Source organism: Pseudomonas sp. 1928-m (assembly GCF_029269135.1).
Taxonomy (GTDB): domain Bacteria; phylum Pseudomonadota; class Gammaproteobacteria; order Pseudomonadales; family Pseudomonadaceae; genus Aquipseudomonas.
The window spans coordinates 116,993-142,160 of sequence record NZ_JARIXO010000003.1; the positions used below are offsets into that span (position 1 = coordinate 116,993).

25 protein-coding genes and 1 tRNA gene are annotated in these 25,168 nt (G+C 60.8%); 8 read left to right on the forward strand and 18 right to left on the reverse strand.

Annotation, left to right across the window (positions count from 1 at the left end; translation table 11 throughout):
• The 17 genes from P3C18_RS12455 to P3C18_RS12535 all read right to left on the reverse strand — a co-directional run bounded on the left by P3C18_RS12455 (position 1) and on the right by P3C18_RS12535 (position 17,906).
• Positions 1-771 carry an ABC transporter permease gene (locus P3C18_RS12455; RefSeq protein ID WP_275962160.1) on the reverse strand — a complete coding sequence of 257 codons (771 nt, stop codon included), beginning with the start codon at positions 769-771 and terminating at the stop codon, positions 1-3.
• On the reverse strand, positions 768-1,463 hold the full coding sequence (locus P3C18_RS12460) for an ABC transporter permease (protein WP_090254729.1): 696 nt from the start codon (positions 1,461-1,463) through the stop codon (positions 768-770). The genes P3C18_RS12455 and P3C18_RS12460 overlap by 4 nt, the downstream gene beginning before the upstream one ends.
• Before the next feature lie 50 nt (positions 1,464-1,513).
• Entirely contained in the window at positions 1,514-2,266 is a 753-nt protein-coding gene (locus tag P3C18_RS12465) for an ABC transporter substrate-binding protein (protein WP_275962162.1), read from the reverse strand.
• Between the two features lie 19 nt (positions 2,267-2,285).
• A complete protein-coding gene (locus P3C18_RS12470; protein WP_275962163.1) occupies positions 2,286-3,059 on the reverse strand; it encodes an ABC transporter ATP-binding protein in 774 nt (257 codons plus the stop codon).
• Positions 3,060-3,526: 467 nt separating this feature from the next.
• Complete coding sequence (locus tag P3C18_RS12475) at positions 3,527-4,255, reverse strand: SprT family zinc-dependent metalloprotease (protein WP_275962164.1); 729 nt, start codon at positions 4,253-4,255, stop codon at positions 3,527-3,529.
• The gene (locus P3C18_RS12480; RefSeq protein WP_275962165.1) at positions 4,255-7,506 is read right to left on the reverse strand and encodes an HsdR family type I site-specific deoxyribonuclease; all 3,252 of its coding nucleotides are present in this window, start codon (positions 7,504-7,506) and stop codon (positions 4,255-4,257) included. The genes P3C18_RS12475 and P3C18_RS12480 overlap by 1 nt, the downstream gene beginning before the upstream one ends.
• Before the next feature lie 62 nt (positions 7,507-7,568).
• Positions 7,569-7,928 carry a transcriptional regulator gene (locus tag P3C18_RS12485; protein WP_275962166.1) on the reverse strand — a complete coding sequence of 120 codons (360 nt, stop codon included), beginning with the start codon at positions 7,926-7,928 and terminating at the stop codon, positions 7,569-7,571.
• On the reverse strand, positions 7,928-8,230 hold the full coding sequence (locus tag P3C18_RS12490; protein ID WP_275962167.1) for a type II toxin-antitoxin system HigB family toxin: 303 nt from the start codon (positions 8,228-8,230) through the stop codon (positions 7,928-7,930). The genes P3C18_RS12485 and P3C18_RS12490 overlap by 1 nt, the downstream gene beginning before the upstream one ends.
• Positions 8,231-8,491: 261 nt before the next feature.
• A complete protein-coding gene (locus P3C18_RS12495) occupies positions 8,492-9,157 on the reverse strand; it encodes a YecA family protein (RefSeq protein ID WP_275962168.1) in 666 nt (221 codons plus the stop codon).
• Between the two features lie 432 nt (positions 9,158-9,589).
• Positions 9,590-10,789, reverse strand: coding sequence for a restriction endonuclease subunit S (locus P3C18_RS12500; RefSeq protein WP_275962169.1), 1,200 nt, complete (start codon positions 10,787-10,789; stop codon positions 9,590-9,592).
• Positions 10,779-12,293: a type I restriction-modification system subunit M gene (locus tag P3C18_RS12505; RefSeq protein WP_275962170.1), complete on the reverse strand. Its 1,515-nt coding sequence runs from the start codon at positions 12,291-12,293 to the stop codon at positions 10,779-10,781. The genes P3C18_RS12500 and P3C18_RS12505 overlap by 11 nt, the downstream gene beginning before the upstream one ends.
• 19 nt (positions 12,294-12,312) lie before the next feature.
• The gene (locus P3C18_RS12510) at positions 12,313-12,648 is read right to left on the reverse strand and encodes a hypothetical protein (protein WP_275962171.1); all 336 of its coding nucleotides are present in this window, start codon (positions 12,646-12,648) and stop codon (positions 12,313-12,315) included.
• A gap of 23 nt (positions 12,649-12,671) precedes the next feature.
• Positions 12,672-12,747 (reverse strand) — tRNA-Phe (locus tag P3C18_RS12515).
• A 220-nt stretch (positions 12,748-12,967) separates the two neighbouring features.
• The gene (locus P3C18_RS12520) at positions 12,968-13,240 is read right to left on the reverse strand and encodes an oxidative damage protection protein (protein WP_275962172.1); all 273 of its coding nucleotides are present in this window, start codon (positions 13,238-13,240) and stop codon (positions 12,968-12,970) included.
• A complete protein-coding gene (gene mutY / locus P3C18_RS12525) occupies positions 13,237-14,313 on the reverse strand; it encodes an A/G-specific adenine glycosylase (protein ID WP_275962173.1) in 1,077 nt (358 codons plus the stop codon). Before mutY ends, P3C18_RS12520 begins: the two co-directional genes overlap by 4 nt.
• Entirely contained in the window at positions 14,310-16,544 is a 2,235-nt protein-coding gene (locus P3C18_RS12530) for an AsmA family protein (protein ID WP_275962174.1), read from the reverse strand. The genes mutY and P3C18_RS12530 overlap by 4 nt, the downstream gene beginning before the upstream one ends.
• A gap of 261 nt (positions 16,545-16,805) precedes the next feature.
• On the reverse strand, positions 16,806-17,906 hold the full coding sequence (locus P3C18_RS12535; RefSeq protein ID WP_275962175.1) for an NAD(P)/FAD-dependent oxidoreductase: 1,101 nt from the start codon (positions 17,904-17,906) through the stop codon (positions 16,806-16,808).
• A gap of 171 nt (positions 17,907-18,077) precedes the next feature.
• Here P3C18_RS12535 and hisB point away from each other — a divergent pair, with 171 nt between their 5' ends.
• The 8 genes from hisB (at position 18,078) to P3C18_RS12575 (ending at position 23,772) form a co-directional block, all read left to right on the forward strand.
• The gene (gene hisB, locus P3C18_RS12540; RefSeq protein ID WP_275962434.1) at positions 18,078-18,671 is read left to right on the forward strand and encodes an imidazoleglycerol-phosphate dehydratase HisB; all 594 of its coding nucleotides are present in this window, start codon (positions 18,078-18,080) and stop codon (positions 18,669-18,671) included.
• Positions 18,672-19,310, forward strand: a complete 639-nt coding sequence (gene hisH, locus P3C18_RS12545) for an imidazole glycerol phosphate synthase subunit HisH (RefSeq protein ID WP_275962176.1) — start codon at positions 18,672-18,674, stop codon at positions 19,308-19,310.
• The gene (locus tag P3C18_RS12550) at positions 19,311-19,571 is read left to right on the forward strand and encodes a DUF2164 domain-containing protein (protein ID WP_275962177.1); all 261 of its coding nucleotides are present in this window, start codon (positions 19,311-19,313) and stop codon (positions 19,569-19,571) included.
• A gap of 36 nt (positions 19,572-19,607) precedes the next feature.
• Positions 19,608-20,345 carry a 1-(5-phosphoribosyl)-5-[(5-phosphoribosylamino)methylideneamino]imidazole-4-carboxamide isomerase gene (gene hisA, locus P3C18_RS12555; protein WP_275962178.1) on the forward strand — a complete coding sequence of 246 codons (738 nt, stop codon included), beginning with the start codon at positions 19,608-19,610 and terminating at the stop codon, positions 20,343-20,345.
• Positions 20,346-20,355: 10 nt separating this feature from the next.
• On the forward strand, positions 20,356-21,126 hold the full coding sequence (gene hisF / locus P3C18_RS12560) for an imidazole glycerol phosphate synthase subunit HisF (protein WP_090379512.1): 771 nt from the start codon (positions 20,356-20,358) through the stop codon (positions 21,124-21,126).
• Between the two features lie 164 nt (positions 21,127-21,290).
• Positions 21,291-22,028 carry an ABC transporter substrate-binding protein gene (locus P3C18_RS12565; RefSeq protein ID WP_275962179.1) on the forward strand — a complete coding sequence of 246 codons (738 nt, stop codon included), beginning with the start codon at positions 21,291-21,293 and terminating at the stop codon, positions 22,026-22,028.
• A 97-nt stretch (positions 22,029-22,125) separates the two neighbouring features.
• Positions 22,126-22,881, forward strand: coding sequence for an ABC transporter substrate-binding protein (locus P3C18_RS12570; protein WP_275962180.1), 756 nt, complete (start codon positions 22,126-22,128; stop codon positions 22,879-22,881).
• A 135-nt stretch (positions 22,882-23,016) separates the two neighbouring features.
• Positions 23,017-23,772, forward strand: coding sequence for an ABC transporter substrate-binding protein (locus P3C18_RS12575; protein WP_275962181.1), 756 nt, complete (start codon positions 23,017-23,019; stop codon positions 23,770-23,772).
• A gap of 97 nt (positions 23,773-23,869) precedes the next feature.
• On the opposite strand, the gene P3C18_RS12580 is transcribed toward P3C18_RS12575, so the two are convergent.
• Positions 23,870-25,165 (reverse strand): S41 family peptidase, encoded by a 1,296-nt coding sequence (locus P3C18_RS12580; RefSeq protein ID WP_275962182.1) that lies wholly within the window; start codon positions 25,163-25,165, stop codon positions 23,870-23,872.
• Positions 25,166-25,168 lie beyond the last annotated feature (3 nt).

A 25,168-nucleotide genomic window follows, 5' to 3' on the forward strand; every position in this document is an offset into this window, starting at 1 on the left:
TCAGCGGCCCTGGCAGGCGTCGACGCGCAGCCAGCGCTCCAACAGCTTGAAGCCGCGCACCAGCAGGAAGGCGATCAGCAGGTAGAACATCCCGGCGGCAAAGAATATCTCCACCGGCAGGTAGGTGCGGGCGATGATGGTGCGGGCCATGCCGGTCAGCTCTAGCAGGGTCACGGTGCTGGCCAGGGCGCTGGCCTTGAGCATCAGGATCACTTCGTTGCTGTATGCAGGCAAGCCGATACGCGCCGCTCGTGGCAGAACGATATAGAACATGGTCTTGGCTCGCGACATGCCCAGTGCGCGGGCGGCTTCGATCTCGCCCGGCGGTACGGCCTGAATGGCGCCGCGCAGGATCTCGGCGATATACGCGGCGGTGTGCATGGTCATGGTCAGTACCGCGCACCAGTACGGGGAACGCAGATAGGGCCAGAGCGGGCCTTCGCGCACCGCATCGAACTGCGCCAGTCCGTAATACACCAGGAACAGCTGCACCAGCAGCGGCGTGCCACGGAAGAAGAAGATGTAGCCGTAGGGCAGGGCGCGCACATACCAGTGCCGCGAGGCGCGGGCGATGCCCATCGGCAGCGCGAGAATCAACCCGGCGAGAACCGCGATGGCCACCAGCTCCAGGGTCAGCAGGGCGCCTTCAGACAGGCGCGGCAGCCACTTGATGATCACGTCCCAGTTGAGCGCAGTCAGGCCGCCCCAGAGCGCATAGGCAATCAGCGCAACGGCAGCCGACCAGGCGGCTATTTCAGAGATTTTTCTCATGACGCGCTCCTGACAAAGCCACGGCTGGAGCGTTTTTCAAGGAAGTGCATGCCGATCATCGCCAGCACGGTCAGGCCCAGATAGATAAAGGCCGCCACCATATAAAAGGTGAAGGGCTCCTTGCTGGCGGTCACGGCAATTTGCGAGCGGCGCATGATTTCTTCCAGGCCGATCACCGACACCAGTGCGGTGTCCTTCATCAGAATCATAAACAGGTTGCCCAGGCCGGGCAGGGCGATGCGCCACATCTGCGGCAGGATCAGCCGCCAGAAGATTCGCGGCTTTGACATGCCCAAGGCTTGACCGGCCTCACGATGGCCCTTGGGGATGGCCAGGATCGCGCCGCGAAACACTTCGGTGGCGTACGCGCCGAAGCAGATGCCGAGGGCGATGGTGCCGGCGGCGAAGGCGTTTAGCTCAAGGCTTTCGATGCCGAGCAGGTCCGCCAGGTTGCGCATCAGCTGCACGGTGCCGAAATAGATCAGCAATACCCAGAGCAGCTCGGGAATTCCGCGCACGATGGTCGAGTAAGTACCGCCAAGCCATTGCAGCGGCTTGTACGGGGAAGTCTTGGCGAGGGCGCCGAGCAAGCCGAGCACCAGACCCAGGCACAGCGCGCTAAGCGCCAGCTTGATGGTCATCAGGGTGCCAGCAGCCAGGGCCGGGCCGAATCCGTAGAGATCGAAATTCATAGGGGCTCAGAAGCCTGCGCCGCCCGGGCGGGCGACGCAGTGCCGGCAGCTTAGTAGATGCTGAACGGGAAGTACTTGTCGTTGATCTTCTTGTAGGTGCCGTCAGCCACGATCTCGGCCAGTGCGGCGTTCAGCTTGTCGCGCAGGGCATCGCCCTTGCGTACGGCAATGCCGATCTTGTCGTTGTCGAATACCGGGTCGCCTTTGAATTCGAAGCTCTTGCCGGCGTCGCTCTTCAGCCATTCCCAGTTAACGAAGGTGTCAGCCAGTACGCCATCGAGGCGGCCCGAGGACAGGTCGAGGTAGGCGTTTTCCTGGGTGTCGTACAGCTTGATATCGACCACGCCATTGAGGTTGTCTTCCAGCCAGGTGCCAGCGATGGTTGCGCGCTGAGCGCCGATCACTTTGCCTTTGAGGCTGGCTTTGTCAGTTTTGAAGTCGCCGCCTTTTGGCGCGATAAACTGCAGCTTGTTGGTGTAGTAGGGCTCGGTGAAATCCACCGCCGCCTTGCGCTCTTCAGTGATCGACATGGAGGCGATCAGGAAGTCGAATTTCTTCGCGTTCAGGGCCGGGATGATGCCGTCCCAGTCGGAGGTGACCACTTCGCACTCGGCCTTCATCTTGGCGCACAGGGCCTGGCCGATTTCCACGTCAAAACCGCCGACCTGGCCGCTGGCGTCAATCAGGTTGAACGGCGGATAGGCGCCTTCAGTACCCAGTTTCAGCTTGTCCGCGGCGACGGCGCTGGTGCCGAAGGCCAGGGTGGCGGCCGCGGCCAGCAGGATCTTCTTATAGTTCTGCATGCGTAGTTGCTCCGTGTTTTCAGTGATTACTGGACATGAATTGTTTGCAGCGCGCCGAGTTCGGGTTGTCGAACACCTGCTCCGGGGAGCCCTGTTCTTCAACCAGGCCCTGATGCAGAAACACCACTTCGCTGGACACCTGACGGGCAAAGCCCATCTCATGGGTGACCAGCAACATGGTGCGGCCTTCCTCGGCGAGTGCGCGGATCACATTAAGCACTTCTTGTACCATCTCCGGGTCGAGGGCCGAGGTGGGCTCATCGAACAGGATGACTTTCGGCTGCATGGCCAGCGTGCGAGCAATCGCCGCGCGCTGTTGCTGGCCGCCGGAAAGCTGATTCGGATAAACGTGACGCTTGTCGGCGATACCGACCTTGGCCAGCAGCGCCTCGGCCATCTCGATGGCCTCAGCCTTGCTCTGCCCCAACACGCGGCGCGGCGCCTCGATGATGTTGTCGAGCACGCTCATGTGCGGCCACAGATTGAAATTCTGGAAGACAAAGCCGATTTCGCTGCGCAGGCGATTGATTTGGCGGCTGTCGGCGGCGACCAGGTCACCATTCTTCGCGGCTTTGAGCTTGAGCTCTTCGCCCGCGAGGATGATCTGCCCCTTGTGTGGATTTTCCAGCAGGTTGATGCAGCGCAGAAAGGTCGACTTACCGGAGCCGGAAGAACCGAGGATGGAAATCACATCGCCGTCGCGAGCGGTGAGGGAGATGCCCTTGAGCACCTCAAGGTCGCCGTAGCGTTTATGCAGGTCGCGTATTTCCAGCGCGGGCGTGGCCTCGGCCATGGATGGTCCTCTTATTCTTCGGTTGCGCTTAGAACCTGCCTCGGATCTGCTGCGCGTCGGCCAAACTGCGTTGAAAGCGGCTTCGGATGCTCATTTACAGCTCGTAAACTGCGCTTCCTCAGCCGCTTTCGCCTTGTTTGGCTCTAGCTCGCTAGAGCCGAGACAGCTTCTCGGCGTTGCGTGGCCTTCCTGGCGAGGCGTCAAGCTAGCATAGCGTTTCGCTGACCGCCAAGCCGTTTACCGGGCTAGGAGCGCTTGCCGGGTCACGCTGTCGCCTGGCTGCAGTTGGCTGTCGCGCAGATGCAAAAAAATGGACGGGAAACATGTTTAACGTCACCCAGCGACGGCCCGAAGGGTGGCCGCCAAGGATGGTATGGCCATAAAAAAGTGCCTGGAGCAGTTTTTAACGTCGCGCAGCGACGGCCCGAAGGGTGGCCGCCATGGATGGCAGGCCATAAAAAAACGCCTTAGCGCACATCATTCAGATACAACTCCACCATCTCATCCAAACGCGCCTTGATCGGCTGCCAGTCCGGCATCAATTGATCGAGCAAGCGCCAGAAGGCTTCCGAGTGGTTGTGTTCGGCCAGGTGGCAAAGCTCGTGCAGCAACACGTAGTCAATGCATTCGGGCGCAGCTTTGACCAGATGCGGGTTGAGCGTCAGGGTGCCGGAATGCGAACAACTGCCCCACTGCGTCTGCATGGTCAGCAGGCGCAGGGCCGGTTTTTGCGTCAGCCAGCGCGCCTGCGCAGTCAGTCGCTCCAGGCGCTGACTGAACTGCTCACGGGCGCGCACCTTGTACCAGGCGAACAACAATTCGCGGACTTTCTCCGGACGGTTATGCCGCACGCTGATGCACAGCATGCCGCGCAGCAGCTTGACCTGTTGCGGTGCGCGGGCGTCTTCCTGGACTTTTAGCGGGTAGCGCTTACCCAGATAGAAATGGGTTTCGCCGCTGATGTACTGGCGTGGGCGCACATGCAGCAGGCGCTCGCGGATCGGCTGCAATTGCTCCCAGATCCAGCGGGCGCGTTTGTTCACTCCAGTGGTGATCTGCTCGGCGCTGGCGTCCTGTGGGGCGAGCACCAGCACTTGGCCATCGGGCTGCACCTTGATGGTCAGCTTGCGCGCCGGGCGTGGCGCGTACTGCACCCGATAGGCAATTGTCTCGCCGCCGTAATGCAGGCTGGCCATCAGGCTTTGCGCGCTCCGGCGCGGACGATCTGCACCACCTGTTCCACCAGCGCCTGCACCTGATCCATCCCCAGGCCCAGGGCTTTTAGCGCCATAAAGTACAGCGGCAGCAATTGCTGGCGCACGGCCGCCTCGATATTCAGCGGGTTGATGGAGAACTCGCGTACCGCCTGGCTGACGATGGCGTCGGTCTGCTCGGCAAGCGCCACCCAGTGCGGAGTATCAATAGCGGCCACACGCTGCTCATCCAGCAGCAGCTTGAAGGCGCCGTAGTACGCCTGCACATGCGGGTTGCCGCGTACTGCATTGGGCAGCTCGTCGAGCTGGCGCTGCTGCAGTTGCTCGTCGAACGACTTGAACAGCAGGTACTGCTTAAGCGGGTTATCGAACAGCGCATCGGCCTCGGCGATTACCTGGCGCAGCAGCTCGGAGAAGCGTTTCTGCGCATAAGGGTCGTCCAGCAACTGGTCGATTTCCTTGGTCAGACGGGTCTGGATAATGTCCTTCTCGTTGCGGGTTTTTTCCTCGCTCCAGGCCTCGGGTTTATGCGCGCCCATATCGCCCACAACATAGGCACCCTTGGATTCGCGCACGCCAATGCCCAGCACATGCTTGTCCATCAGCTTTTTCACCTGCACCGCGTACTCGTCGTAATCCACGGTATCGCCGGTGGCCTGCTTGAGGCGCTGACGCAGGTTGGACAGCTGCTTGACCGTCTCCTTGTACTGGCGACGGGTCTGTTCGCTGACGCTCTTGTCCTGAAAGAACGCCTGCGACTGCAAGGCAATCGCCAAGCAAGCAGCAAACTCGCTGAGCAGCGCATAGAAGTCATCACGGGCCTTCTGCCGCATATCCACCTGCGCGCCATCCACCTCCTGCAGGCGCGGCAGCAGCACCGCGAGCATCTGCTCGATATCCTGGGTGTTTTTCACCTCGGCGAAGATCGCCCACAGCTGCTGGTGCAGGCCTGGCAGTTTTTTGTATTCGGTGCTCATCGGGCTGTACAGGCCGTCCAGATCCTCGATGCTGTAACCGCCCTGGGTGCGCGTGGCCAGGTCCTGATACTGAGCGATGGTGATATCCAGCTCGCCGAGGATGCCGCGATAGTCGATCAGCAGGCCGTGCTTCTTGTTCGGATGCAGGCGGTTGACCCGCGCAATGGCCTGTATCAGGTTGTGCTGCTTGAGGTTCTTGTCGATATACAGCACCGCGTTGCGCGGCTCGTCGAAGCCGGTCAGCAACTGGTCGATAACGATCAGCAGGTCCGGCCCATCGTCCTGAGCAAAGGCGTCGATCATGCGTTGCTTGTAGACGGTGCCGTCTTCCTTGCCGACATGCTTGTCCCACCAGGCCTGCACCACCGACTTGCTGTCTTCGTCGCTGTCGCTATTACCCTCGCGGCTGTCCGGGGCGGACATCACCAGCGCCGAGCTGACCTGGCCGATCTCATCGAGAAAGCCCTTCAAGCGAATTGCTGACACTCGACTGTCGCAGGCCACCTGGCCTTTCAAACCATCGGGGATGTTGCCGAAGTGCTCGCTGATGTCATGTGCAATCAGCTCCAGCCGGCCCAGCGCCTTGTACAGCTCGCCCTTCTTGGCGAATTTCTTCTTCAGGTCGGCCTGCTGCGCCTCGCTCAGGCCGCGGGTGCTGCGCTCGAACCAGCTGTCGATGGCGCGGTCATTGACGTCCAGCTCCAGGCGGCGTTCCTCGTACAGCAGCGGCGTCACCGTGCCGTCTTCCACGGCGCGCTGCATGGTGTAGGCGTGCACGATGGGGCCGAACTTGTTCTGGGTTTTCTCGTTCTGCAGCAGCGGCGTGCCGGTAAAGGCGACAAAGGCCGCGTTGGGCAGGGCCAGGCGCATCTGTACATGGTTTTCGCCGCCCTGGGAGCGATGGCCTTCGTCCACCAGTACGATGAAATCGCTGCTGTCGTTGCGGCACTCCGGCAGCTTGGCCGCCGAATTGAATTTCTGGATCAGGCTGAACATCACCCGCGCCGTACCCTTGCCGATCTGTTGGGCCAGGTGCCGGCCAGACTGGCTCAGCGCCTCCTGCTGGTCGCGTGCGGTGAGTACCCCGGCGCTGGCGAAGGTCTTGCTCAGCTGCGCTTCCAGATCGGTGCGGTCGGTGATCACCAGCACCCGGCAGTTCTGCAGGTCCGGGTGGAAGATCAGCGCCTTGGCCAGCAACAGCATGGTGATCGACTTGCCCGAGCCGGTGGTGTGCCAGATCACCCCGCCCTGGCGTGCGCCGCGTACATCGCGCTGCTGGATGCGCGTAATCAGCGCACGGATGCCAAACACCTGCTGGTAACGGGCGACGATCTTGCCGTGCTTGTTGTCGCTGTAAGTGTAAAAGCGCACCAGCTCCAGCAGGCGATCCGGCCGGCACAGGCTGGCGAGTAATTTGTCCTGCTGGCTGGCGAGCAACCCGCCGGCCAGCCAGCTGCGATACCAGGCCAGGCTGGCGGCCGGGCGTTGGGCAAAAATTGCCTGCTCTTGAGTGGCGTCCAGTGGGCGGTTCTTTAGCTCGGCGAAGGCCACCTCGCCGATTTCCTCCTCGCGCCAGGCGGCCCAGAACTTCTCGGTGGTGCCGACTGTGCCGTAACGCCCGCCACTGCCATCGACCACCAGCAGCAACTGGCTAAAGGCGAATAGCTGGGGGATTTCATCGGCGCGCTGATTGCGCTGCATCTGTGAGATGCCCTGGCTGATCAGGTCTTTGCCGCTGTTGGAGTCCGGGCGTTTGGCCTCGATCACCACCAGTGGCAGGCCGTTTACATACAGCACGATATCCGGGATGCGCTGGCCAATGCCGCTGGTGCAGCCTACGCCCAACTCCTCGGTGAGGTGGAAGCTGTTGTTGCTCGGGGTGTTCCAGTCGATCAGCGCAATGGTCGGGTTGACCTTGGCCCCGGCTATGAAGTCGGCCACGCTCACCCCGTACAGCAACTGGTCAGACAAGCGCTGGTTGGCTGCCTGCAAACCCTCGTTCAGCGGCGGATGGCTGATCTCGCTCACCAGTTTGCTCAGCGCCGCCTCGCTCAGGCCATGTTCCACGCCATTGCTGAAAAAGCGTCGTTTGCTCAGCTCGGCGCGCAAAACCTCGGCCAGCACCACGCGCTCCTTGCTGCCGCGTAATTCCAGCGCCTGGCTGGGGCTTAGGTAGGTAAACCCTAGGTTGGCCAGCAGCGCCAGGGCAGGGATCTTGGCGCTGTACTCTTCCTGAAAACGTGGCGTGACGCTCACAGCACTATTCCTTGTTCGGCCAAGCATAAAAGGTAAAGCGTGCAGGGTTTCGCAATGGCCTGTCAGGCCGCGCCAGCCAGCAGGCTTTCATAGGGGATGTGCAGGCCGTCGTGCAGGCGTTTGATCATGGCCAGGCTCAGCTTGCGCTTGCGGTTCAGCACCTCCGACACCCGGCCGCTGGAGCCGATGAAGGGCTCCAGGTCGCGCGGCACCAGGCCTTGTTGATCCATGCGAAATTTGATCGCGTCGATTGGGTCGCAGGCCGGTAGCGGCTGGTGTTGCTCTTCGTATTTCTCGATCAGCACGGCCAGAATTTCCAGCTCATCGCCCTCGGGCGAGCCGATCGGCGCGCCCCATAGCTGTTGCATACGCGCCAGTGCGTTGGTCAGGTCGTCGTCGTTACGAATCGGTTTGATGTTCATCACACGGTCTCCGCGTCGATCAGGTCGTACTGGGCGTGGCTGCCAACAAAGCGAATAAAGCCCAGTTGGCGCTCATAGTCGATAGCCAGGATGACCCGGTACTTGTTGCCGGCGATGTTGAATACCACCCGGCTGCCTTTCAGGATACTGGCCGTGCGCAGCTCAGCCTTGAGCGCTTGCGGCGTGGGGTAAACGGCCTTTTCCATATGCCGGTACCACTCCACCAGCGGTGTCATGGCGTCGGCATAGGCCGGGCTGCTTTCCCAGAAGGCGCGCAAGGTGCCTCGGGCAATCACTCGCATGGAGGTTCTCCCGTTTTGGGAGTGAGTCTATCCGGCAAGCGCCCTTGCGGCAAGCCGCGCCTCAGACGCAATGCTGCGGATCGTAGGGCGGGTTAGCGGCGGAGGTCGTCAATGTAGGTATCGCCGCGTCAGTCGAGCGCCGCGTAATCCACCATTGCGATTTGCCGGTCAGCCGCCATGGTGGGTTACGGCGCGCTTGGGTTTTGCGTTGTTTGCATAACCGTGGGCGCGCCTAACCCACCCTACGGTTTGGCTTGGCGCTTAGTGCAGGCAGCACTGCTTGAACTTCTTGCCGCTGCCGCACGGGCAGGGATCGTTGCGGCCGGCTTTGGGCGCTGCTTGCACGGGGGCTTGTGCCGAGCTGGCCGCTTGGCTGCGTTGCGATAGCCAATAGGCATGCAGGGCGCGCACGGCGGGTTCGATGGCCGTGACTGATTGCTGGTGCTCGGCCTGGCTCATGTGCTCCAGCAGCGGGAAGTTGGCTTCGCTGCCATGCAACTCGATGGCCGCCAGGTGCGCGGCCTCGGCTTCCGGCAGCGCCGGCCATTGGCCCAGGGCCACGCCGCGCATATAGCCGAAGCACCATTCCTCAACGATGGTCAGGGTTTCGCCTTCGTACTCGCGGGTGCTGAACAGTGCGGCGAACTCGGCTGGGTATTCCATCAGCATCAATACGCAGTTGTTGATGTGCTGAATCAGCAGGTTCATAAAGCGCTGCAGTTCGGCGTCCTTGGCGAACTTGGGCGTTACGCCGCCCCACAGCGCCGGCAGCCAGCGGCTGGGCGGCAATACCTCGGGGCCGGAGATCAGTGCGGTGAAAAACCCGTCCAGTTCGCAGGCGTCCAGAATCGAGTCATCGTTGCCGTACTTGAGCAGGATGCTTTCGACAAAATCCAGTTCGGCGTCGCTGAGTGGGGCGGTTTTCATATGCAGTTCCGTGGTTCGGGGATAGCGGCGGTGTTTGCTCGAGTGCGTAGGGCAGTGCGCTGCTTGTGGGAGGGGCCGGGCGGCGCTCCCACGCCAATAAGGCCTCCACCTCGTTGTCCAGCCGTACTCGGCGTTGGCCGGTGAGCCGTTGTGACATCCGATTTTTCGTGGGGTGGATGACGCTTCAGCCATCCATCGTGGCGATTTTAAGGTGGATAAAAACAGCGTTATCCACCCTACACGCTGGCCAGTGATTTGTTGTTGCAGCAGGTTTTTCGTAGGGTGGATGACGCTTCACCCATCCACCATTGCGGTTTACCGGTAGGCCGCGATGGTGGGTTACGGCGTAGTCGGGCTTGGCTGCGGCCTTGCGAGCGTGACAGGCGCAATCCCCATGGATGGGGTGAATGCCGCAAGCCTGTCGGGCGCGGCCTAACCCACCCTGCGGATCTGTAGCTCTTCCTCCACCTCGTCGTCCAAGCGTACCCGGCGCTGGCCGGTAAGCAGTTGTTGCATCAGGGCTTTTTTCTCCAACTTGAGCTTGGCCAGCTGGGCTTGCAGGTTGGTGATTTCGGCGTCGGCGGTGGAGAGTACTTGGGCGATTTTTTGTTGTTCGGCAAGGCTGCTAGGTATGTTGATTTTTTCTTTTAAGAACAAAGAAAAATTGAATGTCAGTTTTTCAATGTGCACACCGTAGCTGGATAGAAAAGCCAAGCGCCACAACGCTTTCGTTCTGCCAAGCCAGCTGAAAAAGTTGATATCTAACTTCGTAGGGTCTTTCGCTATCACAGCGATATAGGAGTCTGAAATATGGTGGTTATCAAACTCGTCAGTAACCAGCCCCATCGCGCCATGGGTGACTTGCATTTTGGAAATCAGGAAGTCGCCTGCTCGGGCTGTGTTCATTTTCTTTGTCAGTATCTGGCTGCCGGCTAGAACCTCTCGAAGAACAACACCTTCTGCGCGTCGTTTAACGCTTAGAAGTCGATATTGAACATCGTCGTCCCATACAACTGGACGTTTAACTTCCTTGATGATGTTGCCTATCTCAACTTCGTGCCATTCGCCCTCTGCATCCGGGAATCGCACCTTGCCGGTCAGCAACTGCTGCATCAGTGCCTGCTTCTGCTGCTGGCTATTGGCAAGCAGGCGCTCGGTGGTGGTGATGGCTTTGTCCCAGGTGGAAAGGATTTGGGCGATCTTGGTTTGTTCGGAAATGGGCGGGAGCAAAACTTTGTATTTCGCGAAGGTCGCGCCGGGGAGCTGAGGTATTCCACCGCTCTCGTGGTGAATGGTTAAGCTGAAATTTATATAGTTCGCCAAGTAATCAACATCGAAGCTTTTGTTTATCGGAGAGGCTACTAATAGCCGGCCGATAGCACCAAATCCTGTTCTTCTTGAGAAGGCAGTACCTAGGCCCGCCCCTCTGCCTACTATGGTCACGCTATGGTCTGTGTATTCTTCAAAGTCGTAAAATCCATACAGTCCAAGGTTGTCGACTGTATTGGAGTAGACCGGATATATATGGGTCTCTGTTTTTTCGTCGGAGTAGCGGTCTTCTTTAAGATCTCTACCTACTTGGATTGAGGCAATATCCCCAATTGAGTACTCGCTCCAACCCTCAGGCACCATAACCAAGCTCCTCCAAATACCCATCCATCTCCCGCTTTAACGCCACCAACTCCCGCTCCAACACCTCGCGCTCAGCCTTAATCGCCAGCAAATCAATCTCGTCCTCAGCCTCAAAGGTATCCACATAGCGAGGGATATTCAGGTTGTAGTCGTTATCGCGGATGGCTTGCAGGCTGACGCATTCGGCATAGCGGCTCTGGTGCTGGCGGGCGCGGTAGGCGGCAACGATGCGCTCAAGTTGCTGCGGGCCCAGCTGATTCTGGTTTTTGCCGGCAATAAAGTCGCGGGAGGCATCGATAAAAATCACGTCCTCGCTGCTCTTGGTTTTGCGGAACAGCAAAATCGCCGCCGGGATGCCGGTGCCGAAGAACAGTTTTTCCGGCAGGCCGATCACCGCATCCAGCAGGTTTTCTTCGATCAGTGCCTGGCGGATTTTGCCTTCGCTGCCGCCTCGGAATAGCACGCCATGCGGCACCACGACGCCCATCCGGCCTGTGCCCGGTTTCAGGGTTTCGATCATATGCAGGATAAAGGCGTAGTCGCCCTTGGTTTTCGGCGGGATGCCGCGCTGGAAGCGGCCGTACTTGTCGTTCTCCGCCTGTTCCACGCCCCATTTCTCTAGGGAGAAGGGCGGGTTGGCGGTTACCACGTCGAAGTGCATCAGGCCGCCGCTGGCGTCGAGCAGTTGCGGGTGGCGGATGCTATCGCCCCAGCGCAGGTCGTGGTTTTCTTCGCCGTGCAGAAACAGGTTCATCTTGGCCAAGGCCCAGGTGGCGCCGATGGATTCCTGGCCGAACAGGGCGTAGTTGCGCGAGCCGGTTTTCTCCAGCACCTTGCGCCCGCATTTCATTAACAGCGACGCGGACCCGCAGGCCGGATCGCAAATCTGTTCGCCGGGTTGCGGGTCGAGCAGTTCGGCGAGCAAATCGCTGACCTGGGCCGGGGTGTAGAACTCGCCAGCGGTTTTGCCGGCGCCGGCGGCAAAGCGCGAAATCAGAAACTCGTAGGCGTTGCCGATAATGTCCTGGCTGCCGATGCGCGAGGGGCGCAGGTTCATGTCCGCCTGGGCGAAGTCTTCCAGCAGGTGGCGCAGCAGGTTGTTTTTGCTTTTTTCTTCGCCGAGCTTGTTGGCGTTAAAGCTGATGTCCTGGAATACGCCGCGCAGCTTGGCGCTGTTGGCGTCTTCGATGGCGTGCAGGGCTTCGTCGATGCGCTCGCCATTGCCGGGCAGGTGGCGGTCTTTGTGCAGGCTGTAGAAGTTGGCCTTGGGCGGCAGCACAAAGCGCTCGGTCTTCATCATGGCGGCAATCAGCGCCGGCTCATTGCCGTACTTGGCCTGGTAGCCCTCGTAGTGGTCCTGCCAGACGTCGCTCAGGTACTTCAAGAACAGCATGGTCAGCACATAGTTCTTGTAGTCGCTGGCATCCACGCTGCCACGGAAGGTGTCGCACGACTTCCAGATGATGGCGTTGATTTCGTCCTGGCTGATGGGGCTATGGCTCATGGGCTTCTTCTTGGCTGAATCAGGGTTGGCGGACGGCGAGTGCTGTATTGCGCTGGGTGCGGCGGCTGATCTGGCGGCTGGCCATGGGCTGAACTGTCAAGGATTGCTTGATAGTTGCGGGGTTCGCTGTGTTTTGACTGGGCGTGTTGCGGATAGGCCGCTTGGCGAATGCCGGCGAGTTCGCCCGGGCGCGGGTGCGCAGTTGCACTGCCTGGTCATTGACGGTGTAGGGCATTAGGTCATGCATGGCAGCGGGCGTCCCTAGTGGCTGACGGTGCTGAACATGGCGCAGGGCGAGCAAGGTCGCCAGCTTTTTCTGCAGATTGCTTTCTGTAGAAAAAGAAAAGGCCCACATCGCTGTGAGCCTTTCTCTGTATTTGGTGCCCGGGGACGGAATCGAACCGCCGACACGGGGATTTTCAATCCCCTGCTCTACCGACTGAGCTACCCGGGCTAACGGGGCGCTATTAGACGGATTTGAGGGGTAGGTGTCAAGCGTGAGTTTGAAAAATATTTAATTATTACGGGCGCTTAGGTTCGAGCGAGGGTTCGGGGGCGGGTGTACAGGGTGGTTGGGTAGCCCGGATAAGCCTTGGCGCAATCCGGGAGGGTGCCGTCCCGGATTGCAGCGCGTGCCGCGCTTTATCCGGGCTACGGGTGTAGTGCCTGGCCGCTTACTCGCTGGGCGGCACGTAGCCGTCGGCCTGGGCGTATTCCTCGCCGGAGAGGAATTTGTCCATTTCAGCCTGGAGGAACTTGCGGTCTTCGGCGTTCATCATGTTCAGGCGGCGTTCGTTGATCAGCAGGGTCTGGTGCTTTTGCCATTCGTCCCAGGCTTGCTTGGAGACGTTGTTGAAGATGTCCTCACCTTTGGCGCCTGGGTACGGCGGGCGGTCCAGGCCGGGGAGTTCTTGCTTGTGTTTGCGGCACTGTACGGTGCGGGTCATGGCGTTTCTCCAGTGTTCGGGGTTGCGAGTGCATCGGCCGCGCGCTTTAGCAGTTTCTTCACTGGGGCGGCGAGGCCCAGGCGCGGCGGGGTGGCGAGGTTATACCAGAGCCAGTCAGCCTCGGCCACGGCGGCTGGCGCGGCGTCGACCTGGATCAGCCAGGGTTCGATGGCCAGCTGGAAGTGGCTGAAGGTGTGGGTCAGGCCGCTCAGTTCGCGCTGCGCACCGAGCTGCAAGCTGTGGCGGCTGGCCAGTGTGGCGATGGCTGTGGCTTCGTCCAGCTCCGGCAGGCTCCACAGGCCGCCCCAGAGGCCGCTGGAGGGGCGGCGGTAGAGCAACACCTCGCCATTGCGGTTGGCGAAAATCGGCATCAGCGTGCGTTTCTGCGGCAGCGCCTTGCGCGGTTTGGGGATTGGGTAGCGGATCTCCAGGCCGAGCAGGTGCGCCTGACAGCCGCTTTTCAGCGGGCAGAGCAGGCAGCTCGGTTTGCTGCGGGTGCACAGCGTGGCGCCGAGATCCATCATCGCCTGGGTGTAGTGGTTTACCCGGGTGTGCGGGGTAAAGCGCTCGGCCACATCCCACAGTTGTTTGGCTACTTTCGGTTCGCCCGGATAGCCTTCCTGCGCCACGTAGCGCGCTAGGACGCGTTTGACATTGCCGTCGAGAATCGGCGCACGCAGGCCCATGCTCAGGCTGGCGATGGCGCCGGCGGTGGAGCGGCCGATGCCGGGAAGTTCGGTGAGCTGGTCGACATCGCGGGGGAAGTCGCCGGCATGTTCGCGCATAACGATCTGCGCGGTTTTCTGCAGGTTGCGTGCGCGGGTGTAGTAACCGAGGCCCGTCCACAGGTGCAGCACTTCGTCTTCCGGCGCGGCGGCCAGGTCATTTACCGTTGGCAATGCGGCCATAAAGCGGTCGAAATAACCGAGCACGGTGCTGACCTGGGTCTGCTGCAGCATGATCTCCGAGACCCACACGCGGTACGGCGTGATGCCCTGTTGCCAGGGCAGGTCCTTGCGTCCGTGGCTGTCGTACCAGTGCAGTACCGCGTCAGAAAACTGCTCGGGGCTCATCGGTTGAACAGGCCCTTGAGCGCGTCTTTCAGCTCGGGGCTGACCTTGTCGCCGAGTTTTTCTTCGATCTTCTCGTTGAGCTTGTTGCCGGCCAGTTTGGCGGCGACCTTGCCCAGGCCGTCCTGATCCAGGCGGCAGGCCTTGCCGCCCATTTCCAGCGGGCCGCGGCAGCGCACCGGCCATTCGATGCCGACATAGCGCTCGTTGACCTGGCAGGCTGGGTCAGGCATTTCGCGCTGATCACCGGTGATGGTGATGCCGACGCGGTAGTCGAGGCCGAGGATGCGCAGGTCCAGGTCGCCATTGCCGCTAACCGCCAGGCCCGGAATAACGGCCTTGAGGTCGGGGTTGTGGGCCACGCCGTTACGCAGGATCAGGCGGCCTTGCAGGGTTTCGAAGGGGGTGTCCTTGCCGCGTGGGTCGCTGCTCAGGGATTTGCGGTTGAGCGTGGCGATGCCGCGGCACAGTTGCTGTTCCAAGTTGGCGTCGACCAGCACGCCGTCGTTAAGCAGGAAGCTGGCATCGCCCGTCAGCCCATCGACCCAGGCGCGCTGGCTGTTGCCGCTGGTGGTCAGATTGGCTTTGAAATCCAGCAGGCCTTTAACCGGTGAAGGCTGGTCGGGCTTTTTCAGGAAGGGCTCAATCTGGATGCTGCTGAGGTTCTTTTGCACGCTGAGCAGCGGGATGGCTGGGCGCACGTCGATGCTGGCCTTGGCGTCGAAGCTGCCGTTGCCGATGTTGCCGCGCACATCCTGCAGGGTCAGCAGGCCGCCTTTGCTCTGCGCCTTGGCGCTGAAATTGCTGATCACCTGCTGCTGGGCGGTGAGCTGGTCCAGGCTGAGGTTGAGTTGCATGTCGAGCTTGCGCAGCGTTTCGATTGGCAGCACTTCGCTGCTGCTCCAGGCGTGCTGGGTTGGCGCATCAGGCAGCGGTGTGCTGCCGCTCTGCCCGGCGCTGGCGACACTGGCCTTGACCTCGGCCTTGCGGGCAGCGCCGGCATCCTTGGCGTCCGTGGATGGCGCGGGCAGGTAGCGGTCGAGGTTCAGTTGATCGCCCTTGAGCTGCACACGCAGGGCCTGCTTGGCGAAGTCGGCAATCGCCAGCTGGCCGCTGAAGTGGCTGTCGTCCAGAGTCAGCTTGAGTTCTTCAAAGGTCAGGCTGTTGTCGCTGCCGCTGAGGCGGGTGACCAGTTCGAACTGGCTGAGGGTCTTGTTGTCGGCCATCGGCGGCAGTTTCTGGCCGATGGTGGCGAGGAACTCACGCAGGTTGAGCGGCGCGATGGACAGGCCGCCGCTGAGTTTTGGCTGCTTGTCGAGGTCGCGGATTTTCAGCTCGCCAAGGGCGCGCAGCTGGTTGCCGGAGAACTTCAGGCCATTCCATTCGGCGACCTGGGCGGCCAGGTCGACCAGCAGCTGGCCCTGGGCCGAATAGGTCAGGGTCTGGCCATCGAAAGGCTCGCCGGACACTTCGCCGGAGAGTTTGGCGTCTTCCAGTTGGTAGCGTTTCAGTGCGCGGTCGAAGCGCAGTTCGCCCTGCAGTTCGCTACGAGCGCGCAGAACCGGCTTGTTGAGGCCGAAGAAGGCGCTGAGTTTGACCGGGATGCCTGCGCCTTCGCGGATTGCTCCGGTGGTCAACTGGATGCTTTCGGCGCTGAATTGCTGGCCTTTCTGCGCGTCGTGATAGTCGATGCGCGCGCTGTTGACGATCAGGCTGTCGATATCCAGCTTCAGCGGCTGGCCGCGGCCTTTTGCTTCAGCTGTGGTGCTTGCGGTCGGCGTGCTGTCAGCGGTTGCTGGTGGGGTGTCGGCTGTTGTGGTCGCGGCCTTGGCCGGTTTGCCGACATCTTCCCAGTTGCTATGGCCTTTTTCGTCGCGCTGCAGGTTGAGGTTGAGGCCGTCGATGCGGATATCGCTCATCTGCACTTCTTTGCGCAGCAGCGGCAGCACGCGCACCGACAGGCCGAGCAGGCGCAGGTCAGCGAACGGCTTGTCCGGGGTGCTTAGGCTGGCGAGCGTGGCGTCAGTCAGCTCCAGGCCGAGCCAGGGGAACAGGCTCCAGCCGATATCGCCCTTGAGGGTCAGCTCCAGGCTGGCCTTGTCGCGGGCAAGCTGGCGGATTTCGTCTTTGTAATCGTTGGGATCGAACAGGTGGGTGAGGGCAAAGCCCAGCGCCACGATGATCAGCAAGAGCCCGAGAAAAAACAGGCCGAGAATTTTGCCGAGCGCTTTCATGTGCGAATCCTTGTTTCGAAACTGGATGGTGAAGAGCAGCAATTCAAGCCGGCGAGTATAGCGCCAGCGCTTTTACCTGGACCGCCGACAGTCCCGTTTACGCGGTGATTTTGCAAGCGGCTTTTAGAGCCTGTTTATTACGAGCTCGCGAGCTAGAGCCATGCAAGGCGAAAACAGGCGAGGAAGCGGAGTGTACTTTTGTACATGAGCATTCCGAGTTTGTTTTTAACGCCGCAGGGCCGACGCGCAGCAGGTCGGCTCTTACAGTGCCTGCGCCACGCGCTCGGCAATCGCCAGGCTGGCGGTAAGCCCTGGCGACTCGATACCGAACAGGTTAACCAGGCCTGGCAGGCCATGCTCGTTGGGCGTTTGGATAATGAAGTCGGCGGCCGGTTCCCCAGGGCCTGCGAGTTTCGGCCGGATGCCGCTGTAGCCTGGTACCAGGCGCGCGCTGTCGATAGCGGGGAAGTAGCGGCGGATGGCATCGGCGAACGGCTCGCGCAGGTTTTCCTCGACCTGATAGTCGAGCTGCGTGATGTAGTGGGTATCCGGGCCGAAACGCAGCTGGCCGCCAAGATCCAGAGTGGCGTGGATGCCAAGGCCGGCGGTGTTGGCTTCTGGCATCGGATAGATCAAGTGCTGGAAGGGCGAGCGGCCGCTGTAGCTGAAGTAGCGACCCTGGCACAAATGCAGTGGCGGTATGTTCCGCAGCCCTTGGGTTTGCCCGGCCAGTTGCTGGGCGAACAGGCCGCCAGCATTGATCACCCGTTGGGCTTTCAGCTGGAACGGCTCGCCGCCGCTGTGGCCCGAGGCTATCCAGCCAGCGCCGTCTGCTTCGAGTTGCTCCACGCGGGTGTGCAGCACCAGCTGCGCGCCGCGATTTTCTGCCGCCGCCAGCAACGATTGCAGGTAGGCGTGGCTGTCGATAATTCCGGTGCTGGGCGAGAGCAGGGCACAGGTGCCGCGTACGGCGGGTTCCAGGGCATTCAGTTGGGGCTGTTCGATGGTCTGCAGGTCATGCACGCCGCAGGCTTGGGCGTTGCGCTGCAGTTGTTCGAGCTTGGCTATTTCCGCCACTTCCACCGCTACCAGCAGCTTGCCGAGCTGGCGGTGCGCTATCTGATGGGTGCGGCACCAGGCATACAGGCGCTCGCGGCCCTCCAGGCACAGTTCGGCCTTGAGCGAGCCGGGTGGGTAATACAGGCCCGCATGGATCACCTCGGAGTTGCGGCTGGAGGTGTGACTGCCGATCAGGCTTTCCGTCTCGACGATCAGGCAGCTCTGCCCTGGTGTGCTCAAGCGCGCGGCGCAGGCCAGGCCCAGGGCGCCTGCGCCGATAATCAGGGTGTCGATACTGTCCATGGTTTCCCGCTGCTTATCCTGTGATTGCTGTGCTGGTCGTTTGGGCGGAAAACATGCCCTCACGGCCTATGCAGCCGATAGTCGGCACCTCTGATCGCCGCCGGTAGCCGCCCAGGCGGATGCCCGCCTATAATGCCAGCCTTTTTCCGTGGGCAATTTCTGGAGCTGGTGATGGCCGAACGTACGGCATCCGTCGAGCGCAATACCCTGGAGACCCAGATCAAGGTCTCGATCAACCTGGATGGGACTGGCAAAGCCAAGTTCGATATTGGCGTGCCATTCCTCGAGCACATGCTCGACCAGATCGCCCGCCATGGCTTGATCGACCTCGATATCGAGTGCAAGGGCGACCTGCATATCGACGACCACCACACCGTGGAAGACGTCGGTATCACCCTCGGCCAGGCATTCACCAAGGCCATCGGCGACAAGCGCGGCATGACCCGTTATGGCCATTCCTACGTGCCGCTGGATGAAGCGCTGTCGCGCGTGGTGATCGACTTCTCCGGTCGTCCGGGCCTGCAGATGCACGTGCCGTTCACCCGCGCGGTGGTTGGCGGCTTCGACGTGGACCTGTTCCAGGAGTTCTTCCAGGGCTTCGTCAACCACGCGCTGGTGTCGCTGCACATCGACAACTTGCGTGGCACCAACACCCACCACCAGATCGAGACGGTGTTCAAGGCCTTCGGCCGCGCCCTGCGCATGGCCGTCGAGCTGGACCCGCGCATGGCTGGGCAGATGCCGTCGACCAAGGGCTGCCTGTAAATGCAGACAGTTGCAGTAATCGACTACGGCATGGGCAACCTGCACTCGGTGGCCAAGGCCCTCGAGCACGTGGGCGCCGGCAAGGTGCTGGTGACCAGCGATGCCCAAGTGATTCGCGAAGCCGACCGGGTGGTATTCCCCGGCGTCGGCGCGATTCGCGATTGCATGGCCGAAATCAAGCGCCTGGGCTTCGACAGCCTGGTGCGTGAAGTCAGCGCGGATCGGCCGTTTCTCGGTATCTGCGTGGGCATGCAGGCGTTGCTGGAGCACAGCGAAGAGAACGACGGCGTTGATTGCATCGGTCTGTTCCCCGGCAAGGTGCGCTTCTTCGGCAAGGACATGGTCGAAGACGGCGAGCCGCTGAAGGTGCCGCATATGGGCTGGAACGAGGTGGCGCAGTCGGTCAAACACCCGCTGTGGCACAACATTCCGGACCAGGCACGCTTCTACTTTGTGCACAGCTATTACATCGAGGCCGGCAACCCCAAGCAGGTGGTTGGTCGCGGCCATTACGGCAAGGACTTCGCCGCCGCGCTGGCCGAAGGCTCGCGCTTTGCTGTGCAGTTCCACCCGGAAAAGAGCCACACCCACGGCCTGCAGTTGCTGCAGAACTTCGCCGCCTGGGATGGTCGCTGGTAAATGAGCCGGGCCAAGCAGAAGCCGCCGATTCTCACCCTCTCTGCTGAGCAGGAGCGTGAAGCGACCAATGCTCTCAAACGTTTTATGGAAGAGCGCTTCGAGCTGCAGCTGGGCTCGTTTGAGGCGGCGGAAATCCTTGAGCTGTTTGCCCGCGAGATTGCGCCGCACTACTACAACCGGGCGGTTTTCGATGTGCAGACTCACCTGAAAGAACGGTTCGAGAGCATCGAAAGCGACCTCTGGGCGCTGGAAAAGAGCTGACCCACCGAATTCACACGACTTGAGCAGGTTCAACCGATGCTGATTATCCCCGCTATCGATCTGAAGGACGGCGCTTGCGTGCGTCTGCGCCAGGGCCGCATGGAAGACTCCACGGTGTTTTCCGATGACCCGGTGAGCATGGCGGCCAAGTGGGTCGAGGGCGGCTGCCGTCGCCTGCACCTGGTCGACCTCAATGGCGCCTTTGAAGGCCAGCCGGTCAACGGTGAAGTAGTCACCGCCATCGCCAAGCGCTACCCGCACCTGCCGATCCAGATCGGCGGCGGTATCCGCTCACTGGAGACCATCGAGCATTACGTTAAGGCCGGCGTCAGCTGCGTGATCATCGGCACCAAGGCCGTGAAAGATCCGGCGTTCGTTGCTGAAGCCTGTCGTGCTTTCCCGGGCAAAATTATCGTCGGCCTCGACGCCAAAGATGGTTTTGTCGCTACTGACGGCTGGGCTGAAATCAGCACCGTGCAGGTGATTGATCTGGCCAAGCAGTTCGAAGCCGACGGCGTGTCCTCCATCGTTTATACCGACATCGCCAAAGACGGCATGATGCAGGGCTGCAACGTGCCCTTCACCGCAGCCCTGGCGGCGGCGACCAAGATTCCGGTTATCGCTTCTGGCGGCATCCACAACCTGGGCGATATCAAAGCTCTGCTGGACGCCAAGGCGCCGGGCATTATCGGTGCGATTACCGGCCGGGCCATCTACGAAGGCACCCTGGATGTCGCCGAGGCGCAAGCCTTCTGCGATTCCTACAAGGGCTGAGGACAAACTCATGGCGCTGGCTAAACGCATTATCCCCTGCCTCGACGTGGACAACGGCCGCGTGGTCAAGGGCGTGCAGTTCGAGAACATCCGCGATGCCGGCGATCCGGTGGAAATCGCCCGTCGTTACGATGAGCAGGGTGCCGACGAGATTACCTTTCTCGACATCACCGCCAGCGTCGATGGCCGTGACACCACCCTGCACACCGTTGAGCGTATGGCCAGCCAGGTGTTTATTCCGCTCACCGTGGGTGGCGGCGTGCGCACCGTGCAGGACATCCGCAACCTGTTGAATGCCGGTGCGGATAAGGTCTCGATCAACACGGCTGCGGTATTCACCCCTGAGTTCGTCGGCGAAGCCGCCTCGCGCTTTGGTTCGCAGTGCATTGTTGTCGCCATCGACGCGAAGAAGGTCTCCAAGCCGGGCGAAACCCCGCGCTGGGAAATCTTCACCCACGGCGGGCGCAAACCCACCGGCCTGGATGCGGTGCTCTGGGCGAAGAAGATGGAAGACCTCGGCGCCGGTGAAATTCTCCTGACCAGCATGGATCAGGACGGCGTAAAGAGCGGCTACGACCTGGGCGTGACCCGCGCTATCAGCGAAATGGTCGGCATCCCGGTGATCGCCTCCGGTGGCGTCGGCAACCTGCAGCACCTGGCCGACGGCATTATTGAAGGCAAGGCCGCTGCGGTACTGGCTGCAAGCATCTTCCACTTCGGCGAATACACCGTGCCGGAAGCCAAGGCGTATATGGCCGCTCGTGGGATTGTCGTGCGCTAAACCTCGCTGGCCGGCAGCCCTGCCGGCCACTGCTGCGGGCGAGTCGACAGCAAAATGTCGACTAGCCCGCTAAAATCAGAATGTTTGCGCTCAGGTCGATGCATTGGGCATCCCTTTGAGCGCTCCTATTTCTAATAAATGGTTTTTCCATACACGGAGTTCTTATGCCCGCTATCCGGCTATTCACCGCGGTTTGGCTGTTGTGTGCTGTCAGCCTGGCTCGCGCAGAGCCTCTGGTTCTGCTTACCGAAAACCTGCCGCCGTTCAGCATGGCAGCCAGTGGTGGCAATTTTGCCAAGGATGCTGATGTGCAGGGCATTAGCAGCGATACGGTGCGTGCGCTGTGCAGCAAGGCGCAGCTTGAGTGCCAGATGATTCTGCGCTTCCCCTGGGATCGTCAGTACAAGCAGGCGCTCGAGAGCAAGGGTTACGGGGTGTTCTCCACTATTCGCACGGCGGAGCGTGAGTCGCTGTTCAAGTGGGTTGGGCCGATTGCGGTAAGCGATTGGGTGTTGCTAGCTAAGGCCGATAGCAGCATTACGTTGGACAGCCTGGAGCAGGCTGGTGCTTATCGGATCGGCGGTTATCGCGACGACGCGATTTCGCAATTTCTGATCGAGCGTGGCGTTACAGTGCAAACCAGCCTGCAGGACAAGGAAAATCTCAGCAAGCTGGAGAAGGATGTGATCGACCTGTGGGCCACCGATGAAGTCGGTGGGCGCTATATGGCCAAGCAGTCGCCACTGGGTGCGCTCAAGGTGGTGCATCGTTTCAACAGCGCCGACCTCTACTTGGCGCTGAATATAGAGACGCCCGATGATGTGGTGCAGAAGTTGCAGAAAGCCCTGGACGATATGCGCGCTCAAGGTGAGCTGGGTACGATCAAGGACGGTTATCTGTAAGCGTGTTGCTGCCGTACCTGCGCAAAACCTGGGCTGGGCTTAGTCGGACGTGCTGGGTATGCTTGTATGCTCAGCCCAACTATCGATGTGAGACATCATGTTCAAACAATTACTAGTCGCCCTCGCCGGCACAGTTATGGTGCTCGCGGGCAGTGCTCGGGCCGAAATTGACCCGAACTACCGCATGGTCCTGCTGACCGAAAACTTCCCGCCGTACAACATGGCGATCAACGGCAAGAACTTCGCCCAGGAAGACAATATCGACGGTATTGCCGTGGATATCATCCGCGAGATGTTCAAGCGCGCCGGCATTCAGTACAGCATGACCCTGCGTTTCCCTTGGGATCGCATCTACAAGCTGGCACTGGAAAAACCTGGCTACGGCGTGTTCGTTGCGGCGCGGCTACCGGAGCGTGAGGCACTGTTCAAATGGGTCGGCCCGATTGGTCCGGATGACTGGGTGCTGCTCGGCAAGGCCGACAGCAGCATTACCCTGAACAGCCTGGAAGACGCCAAGCAGTACAAGGTCGGTGCCTACAAGGGCGACGCGATTGCCGAGCACCTGGTGGAGAAAGGCCTGGAGCCGATTACTGCCCTGCGCGATACGGAAAATGCCAAGAAGCTGATGGCAGGTCAGATTGACCTGTGGGCAACCGGCGACCCTGCCGGCCGCTACCTGGCCAAGCAGGACGGTATTTCTGGCCTGAAAACCATTCTGCGTTTCGATAGTGCAGAGCTGTATCTGGCGCTGAACAAAGAGGTGCCGGACGAGGTTGTACAGAAGCTGCAAGCCGAGCTGGACAAGATGCGCAGCGAAGGCTTTGTCGACGATACCCTGAACAACTACCTGTAATACGTACACCAGCGGGTCGGCCACAAGCCAGCCCGCGGCCATGGATGGCTGACGCCACGTACCATACGTCGCCGGGATTCGCCCGAGCATGGATGCCGCTAGCCATAATCACAATTCATGCGAGCGGAATGACCTATGTTGAAAACCCTGAAAGCCAGCCTATTGTTCGGGCTTGTCCTGAGTGCCTGCGCAGCCCGTGCAGAGCTTCCAGCCGATTACAAAGTGGTGTTGCTGACCGAGAACTTCCCGCCATTCAACATGGCCGTGGATGACAAGAACTACGCCCGCGACGACGGTATCGATGGCATCAGCACTGAAGTCGTCCGTGAGATGTTCAAGCGCGCCGGCATCAATTACACCCTGACCCTGCGTTTCCCCTGGGATCGCTTGTATCGCCTGACCCTGGACAAGCCCAACTACGGCCTGTTCTCCACCACCTTCACCCCTGAGCGTCAGCCACTGTTCAAGTGGGTGGGGCCATTGGCCAAGACGGGTTGGGTGCTATTGGCTGCGCCGGGTAATAACTTGAGCGTCGCCAGTCTCAAGGACGCTGCGCAGTACCAGATCGGTGCCTACAAGAACGACGCGGTCAGCCAGCATCTGGAAAGCCAGGGGTTGAGCCCGGTCAATGCGTTGCGTGATCAGGAAAACATCAAGAAGCTGCTCAGCGGAAAAATCGACCTGTGGGCCACCACTGATCCGGTCGGGCGCTACCTGGCCAAGCAAGAAGGCGTCAGCGGCCTGAATACTGCGCTGCGCTTCAACGAGGCGGAGCTGTATCTGGCGCTGAACAAGGACACCCCGGATGAGGTGGTGCAGCGTCTGCAGAAGGCGTTGGATGAGCTGCGTGCCGAAGGTTTTATCGACGAAATGACCAATAACTACCTGTAGTTTCAGGCGTTATTAAAAAGCCCGACCTTGAGTGATCAAGGTCGGGCTTTTTCTTGGCTGCAGTTTCGCGGGCATGGCCTGCTACTGGGTAAGGCGATCAGTCTCCGCGGGTAACGCTTAGGCCCTTGAGCAGGTTCAGGGCCTGGCTCAGCTGGTAGTCGTCATCCTGTGGGCGTGCCGGGGTGCTGCTTTTGCCCTTGCTGGGCTTGTCGGCGCCGCCGTTGCCATTGCCCAGGTGACCTTGCAGGTCGGCTTCCTTGATGCCGCTTTCATCCTGCTCACGGGTCAGCTTGGCGCGCGCCACCTCGATGTCCGGGACGATGCCCTGAGCCTGTATCGAGCGGCCCTTGGGGGTGAAGTACAGCGCGGTGGTGAGTTTTAGTGCGCGGTCATTGTTCAGTGGCAGCACGGTTTGCACCGAGCCCTTGCCGAAGCTGTCGGTGCCCATCAGCACGCCGCGTTTGTGATCCTGCAGAGCGCCGGCGACAATCTCGGAGGCCGAGGCGCTGCCACCGTTGATCAACACCACCAGCGGCACGCCTTCGCTGGCGTCGGCCGGATCGGCATTGAAGCGCAGCTCGGAGTTGGCGATGCGCCCTTCGGTGTAGACGATTAGGCCCTTCTTGAGGAAATGGTCGGTGACCTCCACCGCCGCCTGCAGCACGCCGCCGGGGTTGTTGCGCAGGTCGAGGACCAGGCCGCGCAGCTTCTTGCCGTTGTCCTTGCGCAGCTTGGCCAGGGCTTTGCCGACTTCTTCGCCGCTGTTGACCTGGAATTGGGTGATGCGCACATAGCCGTAGCCGTCGTCGAGCAGCTGGCTTTTCACGCTCTTGACCTTGATCACCGCGCGCGTCAGCTCGACATCGAAGGGCTTGCCGCCTTCGCGTACCAGGGTCAATTCGATATCGCTGCCGGCTTTACCACGCATTTTCTCGACGGCTTCCATCAGCGACAGACCTTTGGTTGGCTGGCCGTCGATTTTCACGATCAGGTCGCCCGGCTGGATGCCAGCGGCGGACGCCGGGGTGTCATCGATTGGCGAGACCACTTTGAGAAAGCCGTCTTCGCTGCCCAGCTCAATGCCCAAGCCGCCGAATTCGCCGCTGGTGCTTTCCTGCAGATCGCGGAAGGCTTCCGGCTCCAGGTAGGCTGAGTGGGGGTCAAGGTTGCTGAGCATGCCCTTGATCGCGTTTTCCAGCAGGGTCTTGTCGCTGACCGGCTCGACATAGGCGGACTTGATACGATCCATCACCTCGGCAAAGGTGCGCAGGTCGTCCAGCGGCAGTGGCGCGCTGTCGTTGGCGGTGGCCGGTGCTGGCGCGGCAAATACGGCAGTGCTACCCAGCAGGGTAACGGCCAGCGCGAGGGCGGTGAGGCGGAACAGATGCGGCATGTC